Here is a 25,067-nt window from a genome sequence, read left to right as displayed (position 1 = left end):
ATACTTTAAATTTTATTCTGATTTTACAACTTCCGTTCTTTCCGAAATACCATTCGCGTTAAAAGCTTCGATCTGGAAATAATAAGAATCTACTCTGTCTGCTCCGGTAAAGAAATATTCATTCTTTCCGTACACCATGATGCTTCCGTATAATTTATCCGGAGATTTTCCCCAGTAGATCACATATCCGTCTGCATCCTGATTTTGCTGCCACTTCATCCAGATGCTTCTTCTTTCACCAAATTTTTTAGCATCAGCTCTCAAAGGAACAAAGTTTTCAACCTTTGCAGGTTTTGCACCATCTCCTTTTCCGAATACTCTGAAACCGCTTAATGCAAATTTTCCTGTCGGCATTTTTAAGTTTTCCATTTTCAGGAATCTTGCTTTGGCAGGTTTTTCCAATTCTACATAATCGTGAGGAACATCTTTGGTATTTTTGCTTTTATCAACAATCACATTCCATTTTTTACCATCGTCTGAGCCATAAATTTTATACTGATGCATTTTGCCTAAAGTTTTACCCATAAACTCAACATCCTGATCCGCATAATTAATCTGAATGGCATTGATCGTAGAAAGTTCTCCTAAATCTGTTTGAAACCACTCTCCTGAGTTTCCTGTTTTTGCGCTCCAATAGGTCTTGATATCTTCATCCACCGCATTGTTTGAATGATAACCACCCAAAGTAGATGAAACCTGAACAGGTTTATCGTAATTCAACAACATCCAGCCTGCAAATAATCCTTTAGAAAAATCTTTCCCCTGAGCATATTGCGGAAGAAAGGTAGGATAATCACCATAAGCCGTATTGGTGTACATTACATCGTCTTTATCAAATCCGGCAGGCCAGATCCCCAGTCTTCTTTCAAAATTATTTTTTGTTGAAATAAAAATCGTTGAAACGTGCCACCAGTTTTTGAAATTATCTTCAAAAGTTGCTCCGTGCCCCGCACCTCTCGCAAAACCTCCCGGTTTATAAGAAAACGGATTGTGTTGCTGATATTCGTAACCTTCCAAAGGATTTTTACTAACATACACCCCGTCAGAATATCCACTGAATTCTGTTGCCGGAGCACCGTACTGCATATAATATTTTCCATTATGTTTTGTCACCCAAGCACCTTCTACAAAGGGTTGCAAGAAAACATTGTCATTATATTCTCCGAAACGTTCCCAACCGTGATCTTCTGGTTTCAATCTTAAAATAGGTTTCACAAAACCTTCAGACTGTAAATTTTTCACTTTAACTTCGGTACCTAACAAAGGCCATTCGTTGCTTGAGCCCCAATATAAATACAGTTTATTTTTATCCTCATCATAATGAAAAGCAGGATCCCAAGCACCAACTTTTAAGGTGTCGACAGCAATATGCCAGTCGTCTTTTGTCGGGTTTGTACTTTTCCAGATCGGGAAATCCTGTTCCCAGGTTGAGCCATAGACATACAAAGTGTCTTTCATCGCCCAAACTGCTGGTGCGTTAAGATCGTGAGTGTATTTGTTGTCTCTAAGGAATTTTCTTTTCACAAATTTCCAATCCAGCATATCGTCACTGTACCAATATCCTTCCTGATTGGTTGAAAAAAGGAATAATTTATTTTTAAAATTAACGATCACCGGATCAGCTGTTGCACGGTGTTTCCCTTGATTCGAAAAATTCTTGAACGGCGTATATCCGTAATCAATATTGATCGGGTTACAGAATGTTTTTTGCTGAGCATTGATAAAAAAGAATGGCAATAGCGCCATCAATAGCATAATTTTCGTTTTCATAAGCACTTTTTAGTTCATCCCGGTTAATAAATATTATTTTAAATTGAATTTTTACAAAGTTAAATGATTTTTTTAGGTTTTCTCCAAATGAACCCGTCTAAAAGATAGTGCGTTAACTGAGGAACAACTAGCAACGGGACTACGAATTGAAACCAATTTAATGAAATATTAATATTCAATGAAAAATGTTCGTTCCAAATTAAAATCTCCCATAAAAATTCCTCAAAAAAAGCAAATCCAACAATCACAGCGATAAATAAAAAAATTCCGGAAGTTGATTTAAAAATTGAAAATCTATTGAGTTGTGAAGTTTCTTTTTGTTTAATTTCTCCTATATAGATAAGAGCAATGTAAGGTATTCCGTGAGAAATTACATTTAAAAAAGTAAAGACCAAATCATTATTAAAATATACGATCCCAAAATACCATGAAAGATAAGTTCCTGTAATCAATGCAACTTTGGGAATGTTGAAAGATTTTGTTTGAAAGATTTCTACGACCGTTTTGATGATCCAAACGAACAAAATAATGAAGTAAATTATGGTGATGAAATTAATATAATCCGGAAAATTATTAAACCAATAAAATTCGTTTTCAACAAACCATGTAAAAGCTCTTGGTGTTTTAAACCAATACAGCATCGGAAAAATCGTCGCTGAATAAACTGCAACCTCATCTATTTTTTTTCTGAAATTATTAGGTTCAAATCTGGCATAAATCCTCATAAAACCATACTGCTGCCTGATAAAATGAAAAACTGCGATCAAAGCCAAAACTGACCAGAATATTAAACTCCCGAATTGATATAAAATCACACCTAAAAGCCAGCTCAAAACAGGAATTCCGTAGTACAATAATTTCCTTTTTCGAACTTCCTCTTTTACAAAATAGGTTTTAAATAATGTAGAATAAACGTGCGCAACATCCACAAAAACAATCAAAAACAGCCAAGTGTAGAAAGAATAATGATTTTCCAATCCCTGAATTTGTTTTTGAAAGAGAAAAATAATCAGCAAAATTAGAAAAGGTAGTGATAAAATAAACCAACCGTCTGTTTTTGCGTTATGTATCCAAGGTTGCTTCATAACATCTTTTTTGCAGTTCTCCAGCCCTGATAAAAGGCTTCTTCAAAAATTGAAATTCCTGATAAGTCTGAATGAGCGAAGAAAATTTTATTATCAATCGGTTGTTTTGCTGCAGAGTTTCCAAAAATCTGATTAGGAACCGGAGCAATCATCGCATGTCCGATTTTGTGAAATTGCATTTCAATAATATATTCATCGATCAAAGGATGTGCTTTTTTAAGATCATTTAAAACTAAATCTTTAAGTTCAGCTTCCTTCATCGAATATAATTTTCTTCTGGCTTTTTTACAATTATCAGTAGAAAAACTTCTGTAATAAGTGATCACTTTTTCGCCAACATTTTGACCAATATTTTGATGCTGATCATAAATATAACCCAAACCATCCGAACCGTAAATCACATTATCCCAAGCCAGTTCATTGTCGCCTCCAAATTCATTTTTAAGCGTGATCGTCGTTAAAAACCACGGAACATAATTGAAGTTTTCAGCTCTTTTATTGTTAAAAATCCTTTCATTGACAAATTGTGGCGTTGCAAAAAGAACTTTTTCAGCGATAATTTTTTTTGTTTTTTTCTGATTGTTATCGAAACTTAAAACCTCAACATGATTTTCATTAAATTTTACATCAAAAACCAAATGATCAACTAAATTTTTATCCTTTGTACATTTTGAAAGGTGCTCGGATAATCTTGCATTTCCCTCCGGCCAGGTGAAAACCTGATCTTTATATGTTTTGCTCCAATTGTTTTTTCTCCCTGCAAAATAATGGATTCCCGCCCAAGCCGAAACATAGTCGATTCCCAAACCGTAATCATCCCGACAGGAATAATCGAGCAGCCAAAGAAGCTCTTCTGATTTAAAATTATGGGTAGCGAGAAAACTTTTAAATCGCATTTTTTCCATTTGCACAAAATCAGGTTCTTCAAAACTGGAATCTTCAACCGGAATGGCAAAGTAATAATTTCCTTTGGAGTCTTTTTTCTCACGAAAATCATCCATCATTTTAAAAAACCGGTCAAATTCCTCTTGAGTTTCTGTGGAAATTCCTTTTTGGGGAACAATATCATTTTGCCAAGAATTTTTATAGAATAATCTTTCCTGCTGTGGAAAAGTCATTTGATATTCATCTAAAATCGGTTCACCATTTTCATCATCTCCCTGATAAATTCCAATTTCTTTCAAAAATTCGATGATCTCTATATTTTCTTTATTAGGTAACGGTAAATAGTGAGCGCCTAAAGGGAATTTTGAAAATTTATTTTCTCCGTTTGATGAATTTCCGCCTAAATGATTTTCCATTTCCAGTAAGAGATAATCATTTTCATTGTTTTTGCTAAAAAATCGACAAGCCGACAGCCCGGAAATTCCGCCACCGACAATTAAAAATTTAATTTTAATTTCTTCCGAAGGTTTAGGGAAATCTTTTGCCCATAAACGGTGCCCTAAAACAGAGTTTGTTCCGGTAATTTTAAGTAAAAATGATTTTGTTTTCTTTTCGCAATACTGTAAAAAGGACAGCGCGATTCCACCCCAAAAAAGGGTTGTCAGAAACTCTTTTCTATTGTACTTTTCCCCACTCTTCATCAAAATATCTTACTAAGATTTGATTATCCAATCTGTTAACCTCCACCTCTTTCGCCATCATATCTTTACTGAAATAGCTCATCTGCGAAAAATTATAATCATAAAACCTTAAACCCGGAAGTTTTCTCATCACATGATTATTAATTGAATCATTTGAGGCCATACAATATCCCCATTCCCCAAAAGACGGAACATACGTATGATAGGCCTGAACAAAAGGAAATATCTGATTCAATGTTTTCTGAATGCACCAGAAAGACTTCGGAGCAAAATAAGGTGATGTTGTCTGTACAACAATTCTTGTATTTTGGGTCGTCAGATTTTTTAATTCTTTATAAAACTGTAACGAGTATAATTTTCCTAAACTGTAATTGGACGGATCCGGAAAGTCGATAATAATGACATCATATTTTTGAGTTGAATTTTTTACCCAAACATAAGCATCCATGTTAATAACTTTCAATTTTGGATTGGAAAGTGAGCTTTGATTCAACTTTTTCATAGTTTCATTGTCCTTGAAAAATTGGGTCATTTCTCCGTCCAGATCAACGAGTGTAATATCTTTTACATCTTTGTATTTTAATACTTCGCGGACTGCAAAACCATCTCCACCACCTAAAATCAAAACATGATCAACCTTCTTTGCCATAGACATTGCAGGATGAACTAACGCTTCATGATAACGGTATTCGTCTGTCGATGAAAACTGCAAGTTATTGTTTAAATATAATCGAAATTCATTACTGTTTCTCGTCAAAACAATCCTTTGGTAGGGCGAATTATTAGCATAAACGATGTTTTCACCGTATAATTTCTCTTCAGAAAAGGCTAAAATTTTATCTGAAAATATAAATAAAACAAGCAATAATAAAAAAGCTCCTATCGATTTTATTTTTAATGAAAAAGGCTTTACCAAATCATTTTTCAAATAAAAACAGAGAAAAATAGCGATAGAAATATTAATTAAGCCAAAAAACAATGGTGTTTTAATGATTCCCAGATTCGGAATTAAAACCAATGGAAAAAGGATTGAAGCCAATAAAGCCCCAACATAATCAAATGCAAAAACATTGGAAACTAAATCTTTAAACTGAACTTTATCTTTCAGAATATTCATCAGCAAAGGAATTTCCAGACCAACTAAACATCCCGTTGAAAAAACAAACAGGTATAAAGCCCACTCAAAATGCCCAACTGTATTGAATAAAAGGAAAAGCACCACAGAACTTATTCCGCCGACAATACCGACAAGGATCTCAATTTCTATGAATTTATCTATTAAGCTTCCTTTGATAAATTTAGCTAAATAAGAACCAACGCCCATCGAAAAAAGATATACCCCGATAATGAAAGAAAACTGTTTTACAGAATCTCCCAAGAGATAACTAGCCAAGGCTCCCGCAACCAACTCGTAAATAAGTCCGCAGGTTGCGATTACAAAAACTGATGATAAGAGAAGAATTTCTAAGGACAGTCGTTTTCTATCCATGAATTGCTGCTCCTATGATGATAGAAATCCCGATAATGAAAGCTCCGAAAACAATTGCCAATGCTGTATTTTTGTTTTGAGAAATCTCATACCATGTTTTTTCGGGTGTTATTTTTTCCAGAATAAAATAGCAGATCAGTAAAATTATAATTCCCAGAAATGAATATAAAACGGAATTGATAATCGGCAGAAAGTTTATATTTTCCATAATAGTTTATTTTTATTTGTGATAGTATCTGTAAAATCCTCTTCCGGAAGAATGGCTTCTTGTAGTTCCGTCGCGGTAGGTTTCTGTTTTTTCGCAATCGCAAAGCTGATTTCCCGCATACGTAAGATAAGTAAACCCGCCAAGAAATATACTTCCTATTAAAAGGATCAGCCAATTTTCTTTTATATAGTTTAAAATATTTGCCATATGCTAAGATTTTGGATAAGGTGAATTTGAACTGTTATTCCATTTTGAAACATTGAAAAGATGTCTTCCCCAGTAGCAAATTATAAAGAAAATGACCATTAGTAAAAGAATAATCCCAAAATTCCAGAAGGAAACAGGGAACCAGGTTGCATTTATATCTATTGAACTTCCGTCCACCACATTTGCCGGCGATGACTGAACGACCGGATTTATGCTTAAAAGAGAATCTAAATTTTTATTGAGGAAAACCTGTTTTACCAATTTTCCCATATCGCTTGAGTCTTTTTCCAATGTTTTTACATCGCCAAATGAAACAGTTTGTTTTGTACTGTTGTCCAATACATTTACAATCCCTGAAGCTTCTTTGGTTATGGTTAAACCTGTATCAGAACCGGAAGTTAATATTGCTCCTGTTGACTGTTGAGATTCAGCAGAAAGTACTAGATGATATTTTCCGGGAGAAACTCCGCAAATATTAAATTCTTCGGTAGTTTTACCTTCTCTCCAAGCTTCTCCATCCTCATACCCGGAGTATTCTTCTATGTCTTTAGATGCAAAAACAGCCTCGTTTGTATCTTCATTTACAAGACTTAGCTGAAGATTTGCCCATGAATTATCCACTTCAGAATGTGCATTGATCTTCAAAGGCGCTGAGCCTCCGGAAAGCGTGAAACTTTTAGAAACCATTTCCTTATTTTTCACATCTCTAAACTTAATTGTATCCTGAAAAACAGAAGTATTTGTTCGTGATGAATAAACATAAAGCTGTAATAAACAAATTAAGAGTGCTGCAATTCCCAGAACATTTATCAATTGCTTTATATTGATATAATAAGGCTGAACAATTCCAATTCCGGAATAATTTGGCATATGAGAAATTGTAAATGTTTTTTTAATGATACGTTTAGAAATATGTTTTCCGGCAAAATACTGAGTATAACCTCCCGACTGTTCCTCAGAAACCATATTCGTCCCATTTACATATTCTTTATAGCTGGCAATATTAAAATTGAGCTTATCTTCAAAAAAACCTGCTGAAGCATGAATGGTACACTGAGTTGTTTCATACCAACGGTAATTTCTCGTTTGTAGCTGTACAACTTTGGAACGTTCCTTTTTCTTCACATCTTCAGCATGAATCGGATGTAAGAAAACCCAATGCCCATCGCTTTCACTTAAAAAAGCATCATTATTTTTATAATCTTTTAAATAATATTCTCGCCAATAAGTGGCAGAACCATATTTACGAACGACAATAGCAACTACGGTGTATTCTATATAATCTATGATTCCTTTTTGCCCTATTTCCAGAACTACATTCTCAATCGGCTTTTTTACAATTTGTCTGGAAAAATTTTTATCAACATCAATAAGATTGGAACATGATATACAAATGTATTCCTCAATAGAAAATGAGGTTTCGAGCTTGTTTTCGGTTTTACAGATAGGACAAATGTAATGCATTTTTTATCTTTCAATTTTGTGTTTTTGTATGATTTTAGCATCAAAATACTGAATGACCTCATCAGCAATCTGTTCTACTTTTTGCGTATTATTCTGTGTATAATTACAAAGAAAAACATCGAAAGTAAGTTCCTTAAATTCCGGCCAGGTATGAATGCACAAATGCGATTCTTTTAGACAAACTGCTGACGTAAAACTGTTATTTTCAAAAACATGCTCCGTTATCCCGACAATTTCCACCTCTTTTGTTTCTAAAATATGCTCTATGTATTTCAGAAAACCTGCGCTGTCTAATAATAAAGCTTCTGACTCTGTTTCCAAAGTCAGAAGAATATGTAAGCCTTTATTGCTTAGTGATTTCAATTATTTATATTTTCCGCAAATATATTATTTTTTTGGCAAGAAAACTTCGGCAAGCATGCAACGTGCGCTTCCACCTCCATTTACCTCGATTGTATTTAAATCCGAATAAATGATCTCACAGTATTTTTCAATAGCTGAAACCTGATTTTCGTTTAAAGATTTAAATGCAGTCTGGCTCATCACTAAAAATTTTTCGCCATCTTTATTTTGAACCTGGAGCATATTTCCTGCAAACTGCTGCATTTGTCCTTCTGAGATTTCAATAATTTCTTTTCCTGAATTTTTGATCGTTTCAATGACTTTGCTTCTTTCCAATTCATTATCGATGCAGTCCAGACAAATTACAACGAATTTATCTGCCACACACATCATAACATTGGTATGATAAATCGGAAGTCTTTCCGAACCTACTGTCTGAAAAGAATGGAAAACAACAGGTGTGAAACCATATTTATCACAAAATTCTCTGAACAATCTTTCATCCAATCTTAAAGAAACTGACCCATAAGCCAGTTTATTGTCGTGGTCGAAAATCATACTTCCCGTACCTTCTAAGAAATGACCCTGAATTTCCGGTAAAGACCAGTCATCAATTTCAGAAACCTCAAAACCCTGTTCTTTGATCGTTTCAATAATATCTTCTCTTCTTTCCACTCTTCTGTTGGAAGCGAACATCGGATATAAAACCACTTTTCCGTCTTTGTGAAAACTTACCCAGTTATTCGGGAAAATTGAATCCGGCGTGTGAGGATCTATTGTGTCTTTTACAGTGATCACATTGATTCCTTTGCTTCTTAATTTCTCAACGAAAATATTAAATTCTGCCAAAGCCTTAGATTGAATATCAGAACCTTTCTGTTCAACCTGAAAATAATTGTTTTCCGCCGTTTCTGCATTGTAACCGAATGCAATCGGCTCTATCATTAATACTGTATCTGTTGTCTGCATTTTTCTTTGATTTAAAAATTAAAAGATTGAAAGATTAAAAAAACTCTCAAACCCTAAAATCCTACTCTCTAACAAGTGGCATCGTTGAACAACGTAAAAGACCTCCCATTTTAGAAATTTCTCTGTAAGGAATTTCTTCAACCGTCATTCCCCACTCGTTTCTCAGGTGATTGTTCATTCTTGTGAATGTTTGGTCTGAAACTACAATTTCAGGAGAGATTGAGAAAATATTCGGGAACATTTCAAACATTTCTTCGTCTGTAACGTGGAAACAGTTTTCTTCACCGAAAATATCAATGATCAGGCGGTAATCGCTTTCATCCACAAAACCGTTTTTGTAAATGATGCATTTATCTTTCCCGATCGGGTTGAATGTACAATCTAAGTGCAGAATTCCTTCATATGGAATTCTGTCGTTTTTCTTTAATTCTAAATCGATAATTCTCTTTTTTGGAAAATATTCTTTTAAAATTTCAATCGCGTATTCATTTGTTCTGGCTGTTTTATAATTTCTGTAATCTTCACTGAAACATGTTCCAATGAAAAGAAAATCGTCCCAAACGATCACGTCACCGCCTTCAATGTGAGCAGTTTCCGGAAGGTTGATGATTTTTCTCCATGCTACTTTTTCGTAAACATTTTTGTAAGCTTCCTGCTCATCGGCTCTGTCTGCGATCACATTTGAAATGATCATTTTATCGTCGATCACAAAAGCTACATCTCTTGCGAAAACCTGATTGTAATCTTTAATGATACTCGGACGCAGAACTTCTACGTCATATTTTTTCAAAACAGCTTCAAAAGCATTCATTTCATTGATGATATCCTCTTCTTTGGGATACATGTTGTTTTCGATCGAGTAATATGACTTGGCGTCATAACTTTCCTCAAGCGTGGGAACAGGTCCCATTGAATTGGGCTGGCCTAAAACTACTGATTTCAGCCTTCCCGTTTCGTTTTTAATGTTTAGTTTCATAAAGATTTATGCAATACTACAAATATAAGTAAAGGTCTGTATTTAGGAAACTTTTGAGCATTTTTATAAGCAAGGTTTAATTTTATCCTGCAAAATCTCAGTTCTACAGTTTTTAGTTATTTTTTTCGGATCAAAGACAGATTTAATTGCTTTCATCAAAGAGTTTGAAAGATAATTTTAGACATAACATATTGCTAATTATCAATTTATATTTAAAATTTTATTTACATTTAAAATAAATTCATATATTAGTGATATAATTTTGTAAAAAAATTAAACTTAATTATTAACATCAAATCACAACATCATGAACAAGAAAAATCCCGTGCTAAAACATGCACAAAAATTAGGAAGAGATCAACAAAAATCAATTGTAGGAGGTATCGCCATTGGTGGAGCAAGACGCTGCTGCGAATGGGATGACTCAGGAAAATGTTATATCTGGACATGCAATAACTGTCAATGCCCTTAATTAAAAACAGAAAACCTGCTCACAAAAGCAGGTTTTGCTTTTATCTGATTGTACTTTCTTAGCTCATCTCTTCTGAATTATTTTCTAGCCGATTGAGAATAACCGTTCGAAGGCGTTCTTCATTTTTATCACCCCATTCACCCAAAACAGAAATTACAGGAATTAAAGTTTTACCAAATTCCGTGAGACTGTACTCAACTTTTGGCGGAACAACAGGATATATTTTCTTCGTAACAAGTTCATGATCTTCCAATTCTTTCAACTGAATATTCAAAACTCTTCGGGAAGCATCCGGAATTTTCCTCTGCAACTCACTTGGTCGCAAAAAACCTTCATTGATAAACCATAATAAACGGATTTTCCATTTACCATAAAGCACTTCACCAATCAGGTCAAGACCGCAATTTAAATTAGGAGGAATTTTTCTTTCATACATATAACAAAATTAGTCAATGTTCTAAAAACAACAATAGGGGAAAAATTTATCCCTATATGAATCGTATTTCCGTACTTGTATAAACTCATCATACTCCTGAAATTTGTACCAAACTTTAAACATATGAACGGACAATTTAATTTCAATAATGAACTAAGCAATAAAATAGCCTTGGTAACAGGTGGAACAAAAGGCGCAGGAAAAGCCATCGCAGAAAGACTGTTATCTGCAGGAGCAACAGTGATCGTAACCGCAAGAAATCAACCGGAAATTACGAATGAAAAACTTCATTTTATCGCTTCTGATTTAAGCAAACCTGTAGGAACTCAAAAAGTTGTTGATGAAGTTTTATCCAAATTCGGAAAGCTTGACATCTTAATCAATACTCTTGGCGGTTCGGAAACAAAAGGCGGTGGATTTTCTGTTTTGGCTGATGAAGATTGGGAAACATCAATTCAGACTAACTTGTTGGCGCCCGTTCGTTTGGATAGAGGATTTTTACCACAAATGATCGAACAAAAAAGTGGAGTAATTATTCACATCGCGTCTATTCAGGGGAGATTGCCACTGTATGATTCTACTTTGCCATACGCGGCGGCAAAAGCAGGTTTAATTAATTACAGTAAAGGTTTGTCAAAGGAAGTTTCATCAAAAGGAGTTCGTGTTTTGACCGTTTCGCCAGGCTGGATAATGACGGACTCTGCAACGAGAATGATGGAACGAATTGCGGAAAGCTCAAATTCAACGATAGAAGAAGCAACCCAAAGCGTGATGAATGCGTTGGGCGGAATTCCCATCGGAAGACCAGCTCAGCCGGAAGATATTGCAGAATTTGTAGGGTTTCTAGTATCTCCGCGAGCAAGCTATTTAACCGGAACTGAATATGTGATTGATGGAGGAACGATTCCAACAATTTAATTTATATTTTAAACTTTTGTATTTTAGCTCTCATTAAAACTACAATGAGAAAATCTGATAAATCCATTCATAGAATTTGTATTGCTAAAATCAAAAGAAGCACCATGAAACCTTATGATTTTAAATGGGCAACGTTTTACGAAAATGATTCTAAGATTTTATTTCAACATTATCCTTTCGAATTACATGATGATGAATTGATTATTTGCTCAACCATTATTGATTCAGCCAATTTTAGCATTTTAACAACCAGAAAACTGATCACAAATGAAAATGGTACTCTTCAATTTGGAAGTTTAATTAATGCTAAAAATAAATTGTATGGCGAATTTAAAAGTAAAGATGAAGATTTTACTTTTGGAAAAGTTGAACTGGAAACTGGTGAGATTTTAAAATATTTCATTGAAACAAGAAGAGCTTCAATGATTATGGTACAAGGTGTAAAAACCGCGTTAGATATTCAAAAAAGTACAGAAGCACAAATTGAGAAAGTGGCGAAGATTTGGAATGATAAGATTAATAGACTTCTTAATAATGATTAAAATTTAACTTAAATAAAATTTCAACTTTAAAACAAAAAATCCCAAAGCATAAAACTTTGGGATTTATATTTATCTGAGACAAATATTATCTGTTCATTAAATCGATATAGTCTCTTTTTTGAGCTCCTTGGTAAACCTGTCTTGGTCTTCCGATCGGGTCTCCTTTCAATCTCATTTCTTTCCATTGAGCGATCCATCCCGGAAGTCTTCCTAATGCAAACATTACTGTAAACATTTCTGTAGGAATTCCTAATGCTCTGTAGATGATTCCTGAGTAGAAATCTACGTTTGGATATAGTTTTCTTTCGATGAAGTACTCATCTTCCAATGCTACTTTTTCTAACTGCATAGCAATATCAAGAGCTTTGTCCTCAATTCCTAATGCAACTAACAGATCATCAGCCGCTTTTTTGATAATTTTCGCTCTTGGGTCGAAGTTTTTGTAAACTCTGTGTCCGAATCCCATCAAACGGAAGCTGTCGTTTTTATCTTTAGCTTTTTCAACCCACTTGTTAACATCTCCACCGTCTTTTTCGATCAATTCAAGCATTTCGATAACTGCTTGGTTTGCACCACCGTGAAGTGGTCCCCAAAGTGCAGAAATACCCGCAGAAACTGAAGCAAAAAGACCTGTATGAGCAGAACCTACCATTCTTACAGTAGATGTAGAACAGTTTTGCTCGTGGTCAGCATGAAGGATTAATAATTTATCTAAAGCAGCAGTTACCACAGGGTTGATTTCAAACTCTTCATTTGGTAATCTGAATGCCATTTTGTAGAAGTTCTCTACATAGTTTAGGCTATTATCTCCGTGGTTTAATGGTAAACCTAGAGTTTTTCTGTACGTCCAAGCAGCAAGGTGAGCAAATTTAGCAATAAGCAATTCTGCAGCAAGATCCATTTCTTCTTTAGAGTTTACGTTAACAGCTTTCGGGTTGAAGGCAGTTAAAGCAGAAGTTAAAGAAGATAAAACTCCCATTGGGTGAGCAGAACGAGGGAAAGCATCGATGATTTTTTTCATCTCCTCTGCTACGAAATTATATTTTTTGATGTTACCGTTGAAGGTATTGAATTGATCTGAAGTTGGTAATTCACCGTGTAACAAAAGGTACATTACTTCTGTAAAGTTAGACTTTTCAGCAATCTGCTCAATAGGGTATCCTCTGTAGAATAATTCTCCTTTATCCCCGTCTAAGTAAGTAATGTCGCTAAGTGTAGCTCCTGTATTTTTGTAACCTAAATCTAGAGTGATTAAACCTGTTTGGTCTCTTAGTTTTGAAATATCGATCCCTCTGTCTCCGATAGTACTATCCACGATTGGATATTCATATGAATTACCGTCGTAATTCAATATTACTTTGTTGTCTGACATTTATTTATTTTTTTTCTAAATTTACTAAATTCCATAAAATACGGCAAACAAAAATTATCGCTTGCCGTTATTTATAATTTCAATTATCTTTTAATCTTAAATGCTCCTAATCCCGGGAAAATTGCTGTTTCACCAAGAGCTTCTTCAATTCTCAATAATTGGTTGTATTTCGCCATTCTGTCTGATCTTGAAGCTGAACCTGTTTTGATCTGTCCGCAATTCATTGCAACTGCTAAATCAGCGATTGTAGAATCTTCAGTTTCACCTGATCTGTGAGACATTACTGAAGTGAATTTGTTGTGCTGAGCCATTTGTACAGCCGCCATTGTTTCAGAAAGAGAACCGATTTGGTTTACTTTTACAAGGATTGAATTGGCAATTCCTTCTTCAACACCTCTTGCTAATCTTTCAACATTAGTTACGAATAAATCGTCACCTACTAATTGTACTCTGTCACCGATCTTGTCTGTTAACATTTTCCAACCTTCCCAGTCATTTTCCTGCATACCGTCTTCGATAGAAATGATCGGATATTTGTTTGCAAGATCAGCTAAATAAGAAACCTGCTCACTGCTTGTAAATTGTGCAGCATCCGGAGTCTGGAATTTTCTGTAATCGTAAATTCCGTCTTTGTAGAATTCTGAAGCAGCACAGTCTAATGCGATCATTACATCATCACCAGGCTTGTAACCCGCTTTTTCGATTGCCTGAAGCAAAGTATCCAAAGCATCTTCAGTTCCTTTGAAAGTTGGTGCAAAACCACCTTCGTCACCTACCGCAGTAGAAAGACCTCTAGAATGAAGAATTGCTTTTAGACTGTGGAAAATTTCAGTTCCTTTTCTCAAAGCATGAGAGAAAGAGTCTGCTTTTACCGGCATTACCATAAATTCCTGGAACGCGATAGGCGCATCAGAGTGAGAACCACCGTTGATAACGTTCATCATCGGAACAGGAAGTGTATTAGCATTAACACCACCTACATATTTATATAAAGGCATTTTCAATTCAGCTGCTGCTGCTTTTGCTGCTGCCAATGAAACTCCAAGGATTGCGTTTGCTCCAAGACTTCCTTTATTAGGCGTTCCGTCAAGTTCAATCATGATCTGATCTAAAAGATTCTGATCAAAAACCGGAAGGCCAACTAACTCAGGCGCTATTACTTCTCTTACGTTTTCAACAGCTTTAAGAACTCCTTTCCCCATATATTCTGAACCACCATCACGTAATTCAACCGCTTCATGCTCTCCTGTAGATGCTCCCGAAGGTACTGCAGCACGACCCATTGCGCCACTTTCTGTAAATACATCTACTTCTACTGTAGGATTTCCTCTTGAATCCAAAATTTGTCTCGCTTCTATGTAAGAAATGTAACTCATTTTTCCGTTTTTTTTATAGTTTATACAAATTTAATCAATTTTTAACTTTTTTTATCATAAACGGACTGCCTTTTCGACCAATTCCAAGTTAAATTTTAGTTAATATTGAAAAGAAAAAAAAGACAGTATTTCATCTTATCAACAAAATTATGTCTTGCTATTTTAATTTTTAAATTTTCAGCAATAATTAATGAACTAATTGATTAAAATATTATGATTTAACCACTTTTGGAAATTTAATTGCACATTTATATAACGTTTTATATTTAAGCGATAAATATTGGTTTGTTTTTTGTTTTATTAAATTTATTCCAATTTCTTTACGACAGAAAATTAACTTTCAAATACATTAAAAAAGAATAAATAACATGAAAAAAGGACTTTTAATCACAGCTTCGCTTGTTGCTTTGTCATTAGTAAGCTGCAACAAAACGGAAAGCGGAAACAAAAGCGTTATCAAATCTGATAGTTCAGAAACAACTATTGTTGATAATAATGGGAAAATAGATTCTTCCACGGTAAGTTCATCAACGATAGAAGTAAATGGACAGAAAACGGAAAAGACAGATTTTGTCTACAAAGCAACAGACGGAGCTTTAGTAAAAGTGGTTTTCAAAAACGATCCAAAAGAAAGTACAGTAGCAATCACAAGCAACAAAAAAACTTTCACGTTGGAAAAGAAAGAGACGAAAGATGGCGAAACAATTTATAAAAAAGATGATATGACCGCGAGAGTGAAAGGAGACAGTCTTCATCTTGAACAAGGAAATAACGTTATTGAACTGAAAAGAACTAAAATCTAAAACATAAAAAAACCGTTCAGAAATCTGAACGGTTTTTATTTATATCTGAGAATATATTATTCTGCAGTTTTTTCCTCTGTAGAATCAGTTGCTTCAGCCGTAGGCTCTTCAACTTTTTCCTCTACTTTAGGAGCATCAGCAACTACAGCTTCTTTTTTAGCAGTTGTAGCTCTTCTACTTCTTCTTGTAGTCTTTTTCTCTTCAGCATTAGGATTGTAAAGTTCGTTGAAATCAACTAGCTCGATAAGAGCCATGTCAGCAGCATCACCTTGTCTGAAACCAGTCTTGATGATTCTTGTGTAACCTCCGTTTCTTTCTGCGATTTTAGGAGCTACTGATCTGAAAAGTTCAGTAACTGCCTCTTTACTTTGAAGATATGAAAAAACAATTCTTCTATTGTGTGTAGTATCTTCTTTTGCCTTTGTTAATAGAGGCTCAACATATACTCTTAAAGCTTTCGCTTTAGCTACAGTAGTGTTGATTCTCTTATGCTCAATTAGAGAACAAGCCATATTAGAAAGTAAAGCACTTCTATGAGAAGCTGTTCTTCCTAAGTGATTGAATTTTTTACCGTGTCTCATTATTAATTATTTATCAGCGTCTAACTTATATTTTGCAACGTCGAAACCGAAGTTAAGACCTTTTGAATGCACTAATTCTTCTAGTTCTGTCAAAGATTTTTTACCAAAATTTCTGAATTTCATCAAATCAGACTTACTGTAAGAAACCAGTTCTCCAAGAGTTTCTACTTCAGCCGCTTTTAGACAGTTAAGGGCTCTTACTGAAAGATCCATATCTGCTAATTTAGACTTAAGAAGTTGTCTTGTATGAAGAGTTTCTTCATCGTATTGGATAGATGCTTTTACAGCTTCCGTTTCAAGTGTGATTCTCTCATCAGAGAACAACATGAAGTGATAAATTAATATCTTAGAAGCTTCGGTTAAAGCATTCTGAGGGCTTATTGAGCCATCAGTTTCTATATCTAATACAAGTTTTTCGTAGTCTGTTTTTTGCTCTACACGATAATTTTCAATACTGTATTGTACTTTCTTAATAGGGGTGAAAATAGAATCAATAGCAATAGTTCCTACAGGAGCATTGTTTGTTTTATTTTGTTCCGAAGGAACATACCCTCTACCTTTCTCTACATTGAAAGTGATTTCGAAAGTTACATCACTGTTTAGGTTACAGATTAATAAATCCGGATTTAAAATCTCGAATCCATTGATTGATTTACCTAAATCTCCAGCAGTAATAATCGTCTGTCCCGTAACTTTAGCAACAACCTGCTCATTCGTCTGGTTTTCTGCCGTAGCTTTTAGTCTTACCTGCTTAAGGTTAAGAATAATTTCGGTAACGTCTTCGATTACTCCTGGAATAGTTGAAAATTCGTGCTCTACACCTTCTATTTTGATAGATGAAATAGCGTATCCTTCCAGAGAAGAAAGCAACACTCTTCTCAAAGCATTACCGATTGTAAGCCCGAAACCTGGTTCTAGAGGTCTGAATTCGAATTGACCTTTAAATTCATCAGAGTTAAGTAAAATTACTTTATCGGGTTTTATGAATTGTAAAATTGCCATATTATTGGGTTGAGCAAAAATTTGATTAAAAAATTATTTAGAGTAAAGTTCGACGATAAGCTGTTCCTTGATGTCTTCCGGGATTTGGATTCTCTCAGGAGCAGAGATGAAAGTACCTTCTTTCTTCTCATCGTTGAATTGTAACCACTCATAATTTGCTTTAGCAGCCAATGAGTCGGTAACAACTTCAAGAGACTTAGATTTTTCTCTTACAGCGATTACGTCACCAGCTTTTACTAAATAAGAAGGGATGTTAAGGATCTCACCATTCACAGTGATGTGTCTGTGAGAAGTTAACTGTCTAGCACCAGCTCTGGTTTTAGCAAAACCTAATCTGTATACTACGTTATCCAATCTTGATTCACAAAGCTGTAATAGAACTTCACCTGTTACACCTTTACTTCTGTGTGCTTTATCGAATAAATTTGCAAACTGTCTTTCTAAAATACCGTAAGTGTATTTAGCTTTTTGTTTTTCAGCTAACTGAACTGCATATTCTGATTTTTTAGCACCTCTTCTTTTGTTAGGACCGTGTTGTCCTGGCGGTTGGTTTTTTCTCTTTTCGAAGTTTTTATCATCTCCGTAGATTGCAGCACCAAACTTTCTAGCAATCTTAGTTTTAGGTCCAATATATCTTGCCATAATGGGTAAATTCTAAAAATTAAACTCTTCTTCTTTTTGGTGGTCTACATCCATTGTGTGGCATAGGAGTAACGTCAATAATTTCGCTAACTTCAATACCTGAATTGTGAATTGTTCTGATAGCAGATTCTCTACCTGCACCTGGACCTTTCACATACACCTTTACTCTTCTTAATCCAGCTTCATGAGCTACGTTAGAGCAATTTTCAGCTGCCATTTGAGCAGCAAAAGGAGTGTTCTTTTTAGAACCTCTGAATCCCATTTTACCGGCAGAAGCCCAAGAGATAACTTCTCCGCTTTTATTTGTTAAAGAAATGATGATGTTATTGAAAGAAGCCTGAATATGCGCTTCACCAATAGCTTCAACTTTTACTTTTCTTTTTTTAACTACTTTACTTTGTTTTGCCATAATTCCTAACGATTATTTACTTGCTTTTTTCTTGTTAGCAACTGTTTTTCTCTTTCCTTTACGGGTTCTAGAGTTGTTTTTCGTTCTCTGGCCTCTTAAAGGTAGTCCTAGTCTGTGACGTATTCCTCGTTGGCATCCTATGTCCATCAATCTCTTGATGTTCAATTGCACTTCAGATCTTAACTCACCTTCAACTTTTACGTTTTCAGTAATATAATTTCTGATTGCAGCCAATTCATCGTCATTCCATTCGTTGACTTTCTTATCTTCGCTAATACCGGCTACTTTAAGGATTTCAGAAGAAGTACTTCTTCCAACTCCGTAAATATAAGTTAAACCGATAACGCCTCTTTTGTTTTTTGGTAAATCAATACCTGCAATTCTCGCCATAATTTAATATTAGCCTTGTCTTTGTTTAAATTTTGGGTTCTTCTTGTTGATCACAAATAGTACACCTTTTCTGCGTACGATCTTGCAATCAGCACTTCTTTTTTTGATTGATGCTCTAACTTTCATTTGATAGTATTTATTTTTTAACAATAGCCAAATGGAAACCCGAAGACTCCATTTGGCGGTTGTTTAATATCTAAAAGTAATTCTCCCTTTTGTCAAATCATAGGGAGACATTTCTAGTTTTACCTTATCACCAGGTAAAAGTTTAATATAATGCATTCTCATTTTACCAGAAATATGAGCGATAAGCATATGCCCATTTTCTAGCTCTACACGGAACTGGGCGTTCGAAAGTGCTTCCGTAATAACGCCGTCTTGTTCAATATGTTTTTGTTTTGCCATAAATTAATATCCAGTCGTTCTTGACAGTTTAGACTGCATTAAGCCATCATAGTGATGGTTCAGCAGATATGTATTAATCTGTTGAACTGTATCCAAAATAACTCCCACCATAATCAATAGTGATGTTCCCCCGAAAAATAGGGCGAACGCATCTGTCTGAACAAAGCTTCCATGCACAATTGCTGGAAGGACTGCAAAGATAGATAAAAATATTGCACCTGGCAAGGTAATTTTTGATAAAATATCATCTAAATAATCAGCTGTCTCTTTACCGGGTCTTACTTTCGGTACTAAACCTCCATTTCTCTTCAAATCATCAGCCATTTGGTTTACCGGAATAGTAATTGCAGTATAGAAAAATGAGAAGATAATAATTAATAGCGCAAACAATACGTTGTACTGCCAGCTAAAAACATTCTTGAAACCTGCAAGAAAAGTATTAGACTCATCGAATTTGGTTAATAAACCGGGTACGAACATCAATGCCTGAGCAAAGATAATTGGCATAACACCGGCAGCATTAACTTTCAATGGAATCCATTGTCTTGCTCCTTGCATAAGATTTCTATTTACACCTCCTCTTGCTTGAGCTCTGCTTACATATTGAATTGGAATTTTTCTAACAGCGACCGATAGGACGACTGCTAAAAGAACCACCAACATCCAGAATATCACTTCAATAAGGATCATGATAGATCCCATTCCTCCTTTTCCGTTCTGCACGGCCATTTCCTGTACAAATGCTTCTGGAAGTCTAGATAAGATACCAACCATAATAAGGATAGAAATACCATTTCCGATTCCTTTGTCAGTAATTTTCTCACCTAGCCACATTGCAAATACTGAACCGGCAACAAGTATAACAATACTTGGTAACCAGAACATGATAGAATTTGGCTCTACATAGTATGCAGACTGGAACTGAGCATATGGTAAGAATAATTGAGTAATAGAAGTTAAATAAGAAGGTGCCTGTACAAGACAAACCCCAATTGTTAACCATCTAGTAATTTGATTCAATGTATTTCTACCGGACTCTCCATCTTTCTGAAGTTTCTGAAGATAAGGAATAGCCATCCCCATCAACTGAACAATAATAGAAGCTGAAATATAAGGCATGATACCTAACGCCATTACAGAAGCGTGACTGAAAGCCCCACCTGTAAACGACGAAAGCAAGCCAAGGAGACCTGCTCCTTGCTTGTTACCGCCTTGATTTTTATAATGCTCTAAGAGATCCCCTACTTCTGCAAGGTTAATTGCAGGCAATGAGATATAAGATGCGAATCTATACACAAGGATAATACCTAACGTAAAGAGAATTTTATCTCTTAATTCCTTTAGGCTCCAAATATTCTTAAGGGTTTGTATAAATTCTTTCATTAGTTACTATTATAATGTAATTGCTTGTCCACCTGCTTTAGAGATAAGCTCTAATGCAGATTTAGTGAATTTATCAGCAGAGATTGAAACCGCAGATTTCAATTCTCCTCTACCCATAATTTTCACTGATTCGTTTTTAGTAGCTAAACCGTTTTGTACCAAAACTTCTTTTGTAATATCTCCTGTTACAGATTTAGTATCAATTAAAGTTTGAATATCGTCTAGGTTAATAGCTCTAAATTCTTTTCTGTTTACATTTTTGAAACCGAATTTCGGTAATCTTCTTTGTAAAGGCATCTGACCTCCTTCAAAACCGATCTTCTGAGAATAACCAGCTCTTGCTTTCTGTCCTTTGTGACCTTTCGTAGAAGTACCTCCTTTTCCACTACCTTGACCTCTACCAATTCTTTTTGAACTAAAAGTAGAACCTGCAGCAGGTTTTATGTTGTTTAAATTCATTTTAATTTCTTTTTAAAATTATTTTTGAACTTCAAGTAAATGACTAACTGCAGCTATCATACCTAAAATAGAAGGCGTAGCTTCGTGTTCTACAACTTGGTGAAGTTTCTTAAATCCTAATGCTTCAAGCGTTCTCTTTTGGGTTTTTGTTCTACCAATAGCGCTTCTTACTTGTTTTACTTTAATTGTTGCCATTGTTTATTTATTAACCGTTAAACACTTTACTTAGAGAAACTCCTCTCATTCTTGCAATTTCTTCAGGTCTTCTGATATCTAATAACGCTTTGAAAGTAGCTTTCACTACGTTGTGAGGGTTAGAAGATCCTTTAGATTTTGAAAGGATATCGTGAATACCAGCAGACTCCAATACCGCTCTTACTGCACCACCTGCAATAAGTCCTGTACCGTGAGAAGCAGGTCTCAAGAAGATATCTGCACCACCGTATCTAGCAGCAGTTTGGTGAGGGATTGTATGGTTCATTACAGGTACCTTAACAAGGTTTTTCTTAGCGTCTTCAACAGCTTTCGCAATTGCAGAAGCAACCTCTTTAGATTTACCTAAACCGTAACCAATAACTCCTTCTTCATTTCCAACAACAACGATAGCAGAAAACCCGAAAGCTCTACCACCTTTTGTTACTTTAGTTACTCTGTTTACAGCTACGAGACGATCTTTTAATTCTAATCCTCCCGGTTTTACTCTTTCTATATTATCTAGTCCTAACATATTTTCCGAAATTTAATGATTAGAATTTAAGTCCTCCTTCTCTCGCACCGTCAGCTAGAGCCTTAACTCTACCGTGATATACGAAACCGTTTCTGTCAAATACAATAGCTTGAATTCCTGCAGCAATTGCTTTAGTAGCAATAGCTTTACCAACAGCGGCAGAAACTTCACTTTTTGTACCTTTAGCGTCAACTCCTTTATCTCTAGAAGAAGCAGATACTAAAGTTTTACCGTCTTTGTCGTCGATTAACTGAGCGTAAATTTCCTTATTACTTTTATATACAGATAATCTTGGCAATTCAGAAGATCCAGAGATTTTTCCTCTTACTCTTCTTTTTATTCTTATTCTTTTTTCTACTTTACTTAATGCCATAATACTTATAATTTATTAAGCAGATTTACCAGCTTTACGTCTAACAATTTCTCCTACGAATCTTACACCTTTTCCTTTGTATGGCTCAGGCTTTCTGAATGAACGGATCTTTGCAGAAACCATTCCTAGAAGTTGCTTGTCATGAGACGTTAAAGTAATAATTGGGTTTTTACCTTTTTCAGTCAATGTGTCGATTATTACTTCTTTTGGAAGCTCTAAAACGATACCGTGAGAGAATCCTAAAGCCAACTCAAGTTTTTGACCTGTGTGTGAAGCTCTGTATCCTACCCCTACTAGTTCTAACTTTTTTGTGAAACCTTCAGCAGTTCCCAAAATCATGTTATTGATCAACGCTCGGTATAAACCGTGTAGCGCTCTGTGTTGCTTAGAATCAGACGGTCTGCTGAATGTAAGCACACCATCGTTTTGTTCTAAAGTAATTCCTTCTGTAAGCTCCTGAGAAAGTTCTCCTTTAGGACCTTTTACAGTTACCACACCGTCTTTTTCAGTGACAGTAATTCCAGCGGGAATTGTTATAATTGCTTTACCAATTCTTGACATTTTCCTTTGATTAAAAATTAATAAACATAGCAGATTACTTCACCGCCTACTTTTTCTTCTCTAGCTTTTTTATCAGTCATTACCCCTCTAGAAGTAGAGATAATAGCGATACCCAAACCGTTCAATACTCTTGGAAGTTCAGTAGAACCTTTGTATTGTCTTAGACCTGGTCTTGAAGCTCTTTGGATAGACTTGATTGCAGGCTTGCTAGTTTGCTTGTCATACTTCAAAGCTATTTTGATCGTTCCTTGAACAGCGCTCTCTTCAAACTTGTAGTTTAAGATATACCCTTGGTCAAATAAGATTTTTGTAAGCTCCTTTTTGATTTTCGATGCAGGAATTTCCACCACCTTGTGGCCTGCGCTTTGTGCGTTCCTTACTCTTGTTAGGAAATCTGAAATTGGATCTGTTACCATTTTTCTTTTTTAAATTATTGGTTAAAGACAATCAGTTTTGAAAGGACTTGAAGATTAAAATATCAGACTTCAGAAAAACTTCGGTCTGATATTTATTTCTTTAGTATCCAGACAACTTAATTGTCCCGATTTTTTAATTAGTATTAACTACCAACTAGCTTTTTTCACTCCCGGAATAAGACCGTTGTTGGCCATTTCACGGAAAGTTACTCTAGAAAGACCGAAAGTTCTCATGTAACCTCTTGGTCTACCTGTTAGTTTACATCTGTTGTGTAATCTTACAGGAGAAGCGTTTTTTGGTAATTTTTGAAGTCCTTCATAATCACCAGCTTCTTTTAAAGCTTTTCTTTTTTCAGCGTATTTAGCTACAGTAGCTTCTCTTTTGCGCTCACGCGCTTTCATTGATTCTTTAGCCATTTCTTAGTTCTTTTTGAAAGGTAAACCGAAGTGAGTTAACAATGCTTTAGCTTCTTTATCTGTTTTCGCAGTTGTAACGAAAGTGATGTCCATCCCTTGGATTTTTTTCACTTTGTCGATTGCGATCTCAGGGAAGATAATTTGCTCAGTAATACCTAAGTTATAATTACCTCTACCATCGAAACCATCAGCTTTAATACCAGAGAAATCTCTAATACGTGGCAAAGCAGAAGCAGTAAGTCTGTCTAAGAATTCGTACATTTTGCTAGCTCTAAGAGTTACCTTAGCACCTACAGGCATACCTTTTCTTAATTTGAAAGCAGCTTCGTCTTTCTTAGAAATAGTACCTACAGCCTTTTGGCCAGTAATATTTGTAAGTTCTTCTACAGCATAATCAATAATTTTCTTGTCTGCAGTAGCATCACCTAAACCTTGAGATAAGATGATTTTTTCTAATCTAGGTACCTGCATTACAGATTTGTACCCAAATTCTTCCATCATTGCAGGAACAATCGTTTCTTTATATGCTTTTTTGGGTCTTGCTATATATTCCATGTGTTATTTAAAATTATAAAGTTTCACCCGTTTTTTTGTTAATTCTTACTTTCTTATCTCCTTCGATTTTGTAACCGATTTTGATAGCTTTTCCGTCTTTATCAACTAAAGCTATGTTTGAGATATGAATAGAAGCTTCTTTTTCTGTGATTCCTCCTTGAGGATTTGAAGCTGAAGGCTTAACGTGTTTTTTAACGATGTTAAGTCCTGCAACGATAACTCTAGGGTCTCTTCCTTCTTTTTTGATCACTTCAATAACTTCACCAGTTTTACCTTTGATATCTTTCTTACCAGTAGTAATGATTACGTTATCTCCTCTTTTTATTTTTAACTTTGACATTTTCTTTTAAAAATTTTTAAAATTAAAGTACTTCAGGAGCCAATGAAATGATCTTCATATATTCTTTGTCTCTCAACTCACGAGCAACAGGTCCGAAAACACGTGTTCCTCTCATTTCTCCACCAGCGTTTAGTAAAACACAAGCATTGTCTTCGAATTTGATGTATGAACCATCTTTTCTTCTAACTGCTTTTTTAGTTCTTACTACTACCGCTTTAGATACTTGACCTTTCTTTGCGTTTCCTGATGGTGTAGAAGCCTTGATAGTAACTACAATCTTATCACCAACTGAAGCATATCTTCTTCTGGTACCACCCAGAACTCTGATTACTAGTACCTCTTTAGCACCAGTGTTATCAGCAACTTTTAATCTTGATTCTGTTTGTAACATT

General features: G+C 35.0%; 34 protein-coding genes. 3 read left to right on the top strand and 31 right to left on the bottom strand.

All coding sequences use genetic code 11. The features are described from left to right. Nucleotides 1-12: 12 nt before the first annotated feature. The 11 genes from BT156_RS04020 to BT156_RS03970 all read right to left on the bottom strand — a co-directional run bounded on the left by BT156_RS04020 (nucleotide 13) and on the right by BT156_RS03970 (nucleotide 11,004). Nucleotides 13-1,770 carry a discoidin domain-containing protein gene (locus BT156_RS04020; protein ID WP_072407413.1) on the bottom strand — a complete coding sequence of 586 codons (1,758 nt, stop codon included), beginning with the start codon at nucleotides 1,768-1,770 and terminating at the stop codon, nucleotides 13-15. Nucleotides 1,771-1,829: 59 nt separating this feature from the next. Further along, nucleotides 1,830-2,855: a hypothetical protein gene (locus BT156_RS04015; protein ID WP_072407411.1), complete on the bottom strand. Its 1,026-nt coding sequence runs from the start codon at nucleotides 2,853-2,855 to the stop codon at nucleotides 1,830-1,832. Then, nucleotides 2,852-4,441: an NAD(P)/FAD-dependent oxidoreductase gene (locus tag BT156_RS04010; RefSeq protein ID WP_083582281.1), complete on the bottom strand. Its 1,590-nt coding sequence runs from the start codon at nucleotides 4,439-4,441 to the stop codon at nucleotides 2,852-2,854. Before BT156_RS04010 ends, BT156_RS04015 begins: the two co-directional genes overlap by 4 nt. Beyond that, the gene (locus BT156_RS04005) at nucleotides 4,416-5,930 is read right to left on the bottom strand and encodes a polyamine aminopropyltransferase (protein WP_072407408.1); all 1,515 of its coding nucleotides are present in this window, start codon (nucleotides 5,928-5,930) and stop codon (nucleotides 4,416-4,418) included. The genes BT156_RS04010 and BT156_RS04005 overlap by 26 nt, the downstream gene beginning before the upstream one ends. Continuing rightward, on the bottom strand, nucleotides 5,923-6,138 hold the full coding sequence (locus tag BT156_RS04000) for a DUF350 domain-containing protein (protein ID WP_072407406.1): 216 nt from the start codon (nucleotides 6,136-6,138) through the stop codon (nucleotides 5,923-5,925). Before BT156_RS04000 ends, BT156_RS04005 begins: the two co-directional genes overlap by 8 nt. Nucleotides 6,139-6,150: 12 nt before the next feature. Then, nucleotides 6,151-6,345 (bottom strand): hypothetical protein, encoded by a 195-nt coding sequence (locus BT156_RS03995; protein ID WP_083582280.1) that lies wholly within the window; start codon nucleotides 6,343-6,345, stop codon nucleotides 6,151-6,153. Nucleotides 6,346-6,348: 3 nt separating this feature from the next. After that, entirely contained in the window at nucleotides 6,349-7,809 is a 1,461-nt protein-coding gene (locus BT156_RS03990; RefSeq protein WP_072407404.1) for a DUF4178 domain-containing protein, read from the bottom strand. 3 nt (nucleotides 7,810-7,812) lie between these two features. After that, entirely contained in the window at nucleotides 7,813-8,172 is a 360-nt protein-coding gene (locus BT156_RS03985; protein WP_072407402.1) for an S-adenosylmethionine decarboxylase family protein, read from the bottom strand. A gap of 24 nt (nucleotides 8,173-8,196) precedes the next feature. Continuing rightward, nucleotides 8,197-9,120, bottom strand: a complete 924-nt coding sequence (ctlX, locus tag BT156_RS03980; RefSeq protein WP_072407400.1) for a citrulline utilization hydrolase CtlX — start codon at nucleotides 9,118-9,120, stop codon at nucleotides 8,197-8,199. A gap of 61 nt (nucleotides 9,121-9,181) precedes the next feature. Continuing rightward, a complete protein-coding gene (locus BT156_RS03975; RefSeq protein ID WP_072407398.1) occupies nucleotides 9,182-10,096 on the bottom strand; it encodes a dimethylarginine dimethylaminohydrolase family protein in 915 nt (304 codons plus the stop codon). A 530-nt stretch (nucleotides 10,097-10,626) separates the two neighbouring features. Next, nucleotides 10,627-11,004: a winged helix-turn-helix transcriptional regulator gene (locus BT156_RS03970; RefSeq protein ID WP_072407397.1), complete on the bottom strand. Its 378-nt coding sequence runs from the start codon at nucleotides 11,002-11,004 to the stop codon at nucleotides 10,627-10,629. A gap of 123 nt (nucleotides 11,005-11,127) precedes the next feature. Between BT156_RS03970 and BT156_RS03965 the strand changes: the two genes are divergently transcribed. Both BT156_RS03965 and BT156_RS03960 read left to right on the top strand, forming a co-directional pair. After that, nucleotides 11,128-11,922 carry an SDR family oxidoreductase gene (locus BT156_RS03965; RefSeq protein ID WP_072407395.1) on the top strand — a complete coding sequence of 265 codons (795 nt, stop codon included), beginning with the start codon at nucleotides 11,128-11,130 and terminating at the stop codon, nucleotides 11,920-11,922. Between the two features lie 44 nt (nucleotides 11,923-11,966). Further along, complete coding sequence (locus BT156_RS03960; protein WP_072407393.1) at nucleotides 11,967-12,464, top strand: hypothetical protein; 498 nt, start codon at nucleotides 11,967-11,969, stop codon at nucleotides 12,462-12,464. Between the two features lie 85 nt (nucleotides 12,465-12,549). Here BT156_RS03960 and BT156_RS03955 read toward each other — a convergent pair whose 3' ends face one another. Together BT156_RS03955 and eno are read right to left on the bottom strand one after the other, a co-directional pair. Further along, a complete protein-coding gene (locus BT156_RS03955; protein WP_072407391.1) occupies nucleotides 12,550-13,836 on the bottom strand; it encodes a citrate synthase in 1,287 nt (428 codons plus the stop codon). An 83-nt stretch (nucleotides 13,837-13,919) separates the two neighbouring features. Continuing rightward, the gene (gene eno / locus BT156_RS03950; RefSeq protein WP_066752833.1) at nucleotides 13,920-15,212 is read right to left on the bottom strand and encodes a phosphopyruvate hydratase; all 1,293 of its coding nucleotides are present in this window, start codon (nucleotides 15,210-15,212) and stop codon (nucleotides 13,920-13,922) included. Nucleotides 15,213-15,580: 368 nt separating this feature from the next. On the opposite strand from eno, the gene BT156_RS03945 reads away from it, so the two are divergent. Next, complete coding sequence (locus tag BT156_RS03945; protein ID WP_072407389.1) at nucleotides 15,581-16,015, top strand: hypothetical protein; 435 nt, start codon at nucleotides 15,581-15,583, stop codon at nucleotides 16,013-16,015. A 56-nt stretch (nucleotides 16,016-16,071) separates the two neighbouring features. Here BT156_RS03945 and rplQ read toward each other — a convergent pair whose 3' ends face one another. From rplQ to rplN, 18 genes are all read right to left on the bottom strand, one after another. Beyond that, entirely contained in the window at nucleotides 16,072-16,596 is a 525-nt protein-coding gene (gene rplQ / locus BT156_RS03940) for a 50S ribosomal protein L17 (RefSeq protein ID WP_072407387.1), read from the bottom strand. A gap of 6 nt (nucleotides 16,597-16,602) precedes the next feature. After that, nucleotides 16,603-17,598, bottom strand: coding sequence for a DNA-directed RNA polymerase subunit alpha (locus BT156_RS03935; protein WP_072407385.1), 996 nt, complete (start codon nucleotides 17,596-17,598; stop codon nucleotides 16,603-16,605). A gap of 33 nt (nucleotides 17,599-17,631) precedes the next feature. Next, nucleotides 17,632-18,240, bottom strand: coding sequence for a 30S ribosomal protein S4 (rpsD, locus tag BT156_RS03930; RefSeq protein ID WP_072407383.1), 609 nt, complete (start codon nucleotides 18,238-18,240; stop codon nucleotides 17,632-17,634). A 19-nt stretch (nucleotides 18,241-18,259) separates the two neighbouring features. After that, complete coding sequence (gene rpsK / locus BT156_RS03925; RefSeq protein ID WP_034702879.1) at nucleotides 18,260-18,649, bottom strand: 30S ribosomal protein S11; 390 nt, start codon at nucleotides 18,647-18,649, stop codon at nucleotides 18,260-18,262. 12 nt (nucleotides 18,650-18,661) lie between these two features. Further along, complete coding sequence (gene rpsM, locus BT156_RS03920; RefSeq protein ID WP_072407381.1) at nucleotides 18,662-19,039, bottom strand: 30S ribosomal protein S13; 378 nt, start codon at nucleotides 19,037-19,039, stop codon at nucleotides 18,662-18,664. A 9-nt stretch (nucleotides 19,040-19,048) separates the two neighbouring features. Beyond that, on the bottom strand, nucleotides 19,049-19,165 hold the full coding sequence (gene rpmJ, locus BT156_RS03915; protein WP_007839480.1) for a 50S ribosomal protein L36: 117 nt from the start codon (nucleotides 19,163-19,165) through the stop codon (nucleotides 19,049-19,051). A 63-nt stretch (nucleotides 19,166-19,228) separates the two neighbouring features. Next, nucleotides 19,229-19,444, bottom strand: a complete 216-nt coding sequence (gene infA / locus BT156_RS03910; RefSeq protein ID WP_047401287.1) for a translation initiation factor IF-1 — start codon at nucleotides 19,442-19,444, stop codon at nucleotides 19,229-19,231. 3 nt (nucleotides 19,445-19,447) lie between these two features. Next, nucleotides 19,448-20,827: a preprotein translocase subunit SecY gene (secY, locus tag BT156_RS03905; RefSeq protein ID WP_034702876.1), complete on the bottom strand. Its 1,380-nt coding sequence runs from the start codon at nucleotides 20,825-20,827 to the stop codon at nucleotides 19,448-19,450. A 9-nt stretch (nucleotides 20,828-20,836) separates the two neighbouring features. After that, the gene (gene rplO / locus BT156_RS03900) at nucleotides 20,837-21,286 is read right to left on the bottom strand and encodes a 50S ribosomal protein L15 (RefSeq protein ID WP_066752854.1); all 450 of its coding nucleotides are present in this window, start codon (nucleotides 21,284-21,286) and stop codon (nucleotides 20,837-20,839) included. A gap of 18 nt (nucleotides 21,287-21,304) precedes the next feature. Next, nucleotides 21,305-21,481: a 50S ribosomal protein L30 gene (gene rpmD / locus BT156_RS03895; protein WP_007839493.1), complete on the bottom strand. Its 177-nt coding sequence runs from the start codon at nucleotides 21,479-21,481 to the stop codon at nucleotides 21,305-21,307. Between the two features lie 10 nt (nucleotides 21,482-21,491). Then, nucleotides 21,492-22,013: a 30S ribosomal protein S5 gene (rpsE, locus tag BT156_RS03890; protein ID WP_048510866.1), complete on the bottom strand. Its 522-nt coding sequence runs from the start codon at nucleotides 22,011-22,013 to the stop codon at nucleotides 21,492-21,494. 19 nt (nucleotides 22,014-22,032) lie between these two features. Then, entirely contained in the window at nucleotides 22,033-22,386 is a 354-nt protein-coding gene (gene rplR, locus BT156_RS03885; protein ID WP_072407379.1) for a 50S ribosomal protein L18, read from the bottom strand. Nucleotides 22,387-22,401: 15 nt separating this feature from the next. Beyond that, nucleotides 22,402-22,947 carry a 50S ribosomal protein L6 gene (rplF, locus tag BT156_RS03880; protein WP_072407377.1) on the bottom strand — a complete coding sequence of 182 codons (546 nt, stop codon included), beginning with the start codon at nucleotides 22,945-22,947 and terminating at the stop codon, nucleotides 22,402-22,404. A 17-nt stretch (nucleotides 22,948-22,964) separates the two neighbouring features. Then, nucleotides 22,965-23,363: a 30S ribosomal protein S8 gene (gene rpsH / locus BT156_RS03875; RefSeq protein WP_072407375.1), complete on the bottom strand. Its 399-nt coding sequence runs from the start codon at nucleotides 23,361-23,363 to the stop codon at nucleotides 22,965-22,967. A 147-nt stretch (nucleotides 23,364-23,510) separates the two neighbouring features. Next, nucleotides 23,511-23,780, bottom strand: a complete 270-nt coding sequence (rpsN, locus tag BT156_RS03870; RefSeq protein ID WP_034712998.1) for a 30S ribosomal protein S14 — start codon at nucleotides 23,778-23,780, stop codon at nucleotides 23,511-23,513. Between the two features lie 3 nt (nucleotides 23,781-23,783). Then, the gene (gene rplE / locus BT156_RS03865) at nucleotides 23,784-24,335 is read right to left on the bottom strand and encodes a 50S ribosomal protein L5 (protein WP_054512039.1); all 552 of its coding nucleotides are present in this window, start codon (nucleotides 24,333-24,335) and stop codon (nucleotides 23,784-23,786) included. A 13-nt stretch (nucleotides 24,336-24,348) separates the two neighbouring features. Then, the gene (rplX, locus tag BT156_RS03860; RefSeq protein WP_072407373.1) at nucleotides 24,349-24,675 is read right to left on the bottom strand and encodes a 50S ribosomal protein L24; all 327 of its coding nucleotides are present in this window, start codon (nucleotides 24,673-24,675) and stop codon (nucleotides 24,349-24,351) included. Between the two features lie 22 nt (nucleotides 24,676-24,697). Then, nucleotides 24,698-25,066, bottom strand: a complete 369-nt coding sequence (gene rplN, locus BT156_RS03855) for a 50S ribosomal protein L14 (RefSeq protein ID WP_066752865.1) — start codon at nucleotides 25,064-25,066, stop codon at nucleotides 24,698-24,700. Nucleotide 25,067 lies beyond the last annotated feature (1 nt).

The organism is Chryseobacterium limigenitum (genome assembly GCF_900114875.1).
GTDB lineage: Bacteria > Bacteroidota > Bacteroidia > Flavobacteriales > Weeksellaceae > Chryseobacterium > Chryseobacterium limigenitum.
The sequence above is the reverse complement of the archived record's forward strand: the minus strand, read 5'-3'. Positions and strand labels throughout refer to the sequence as shown.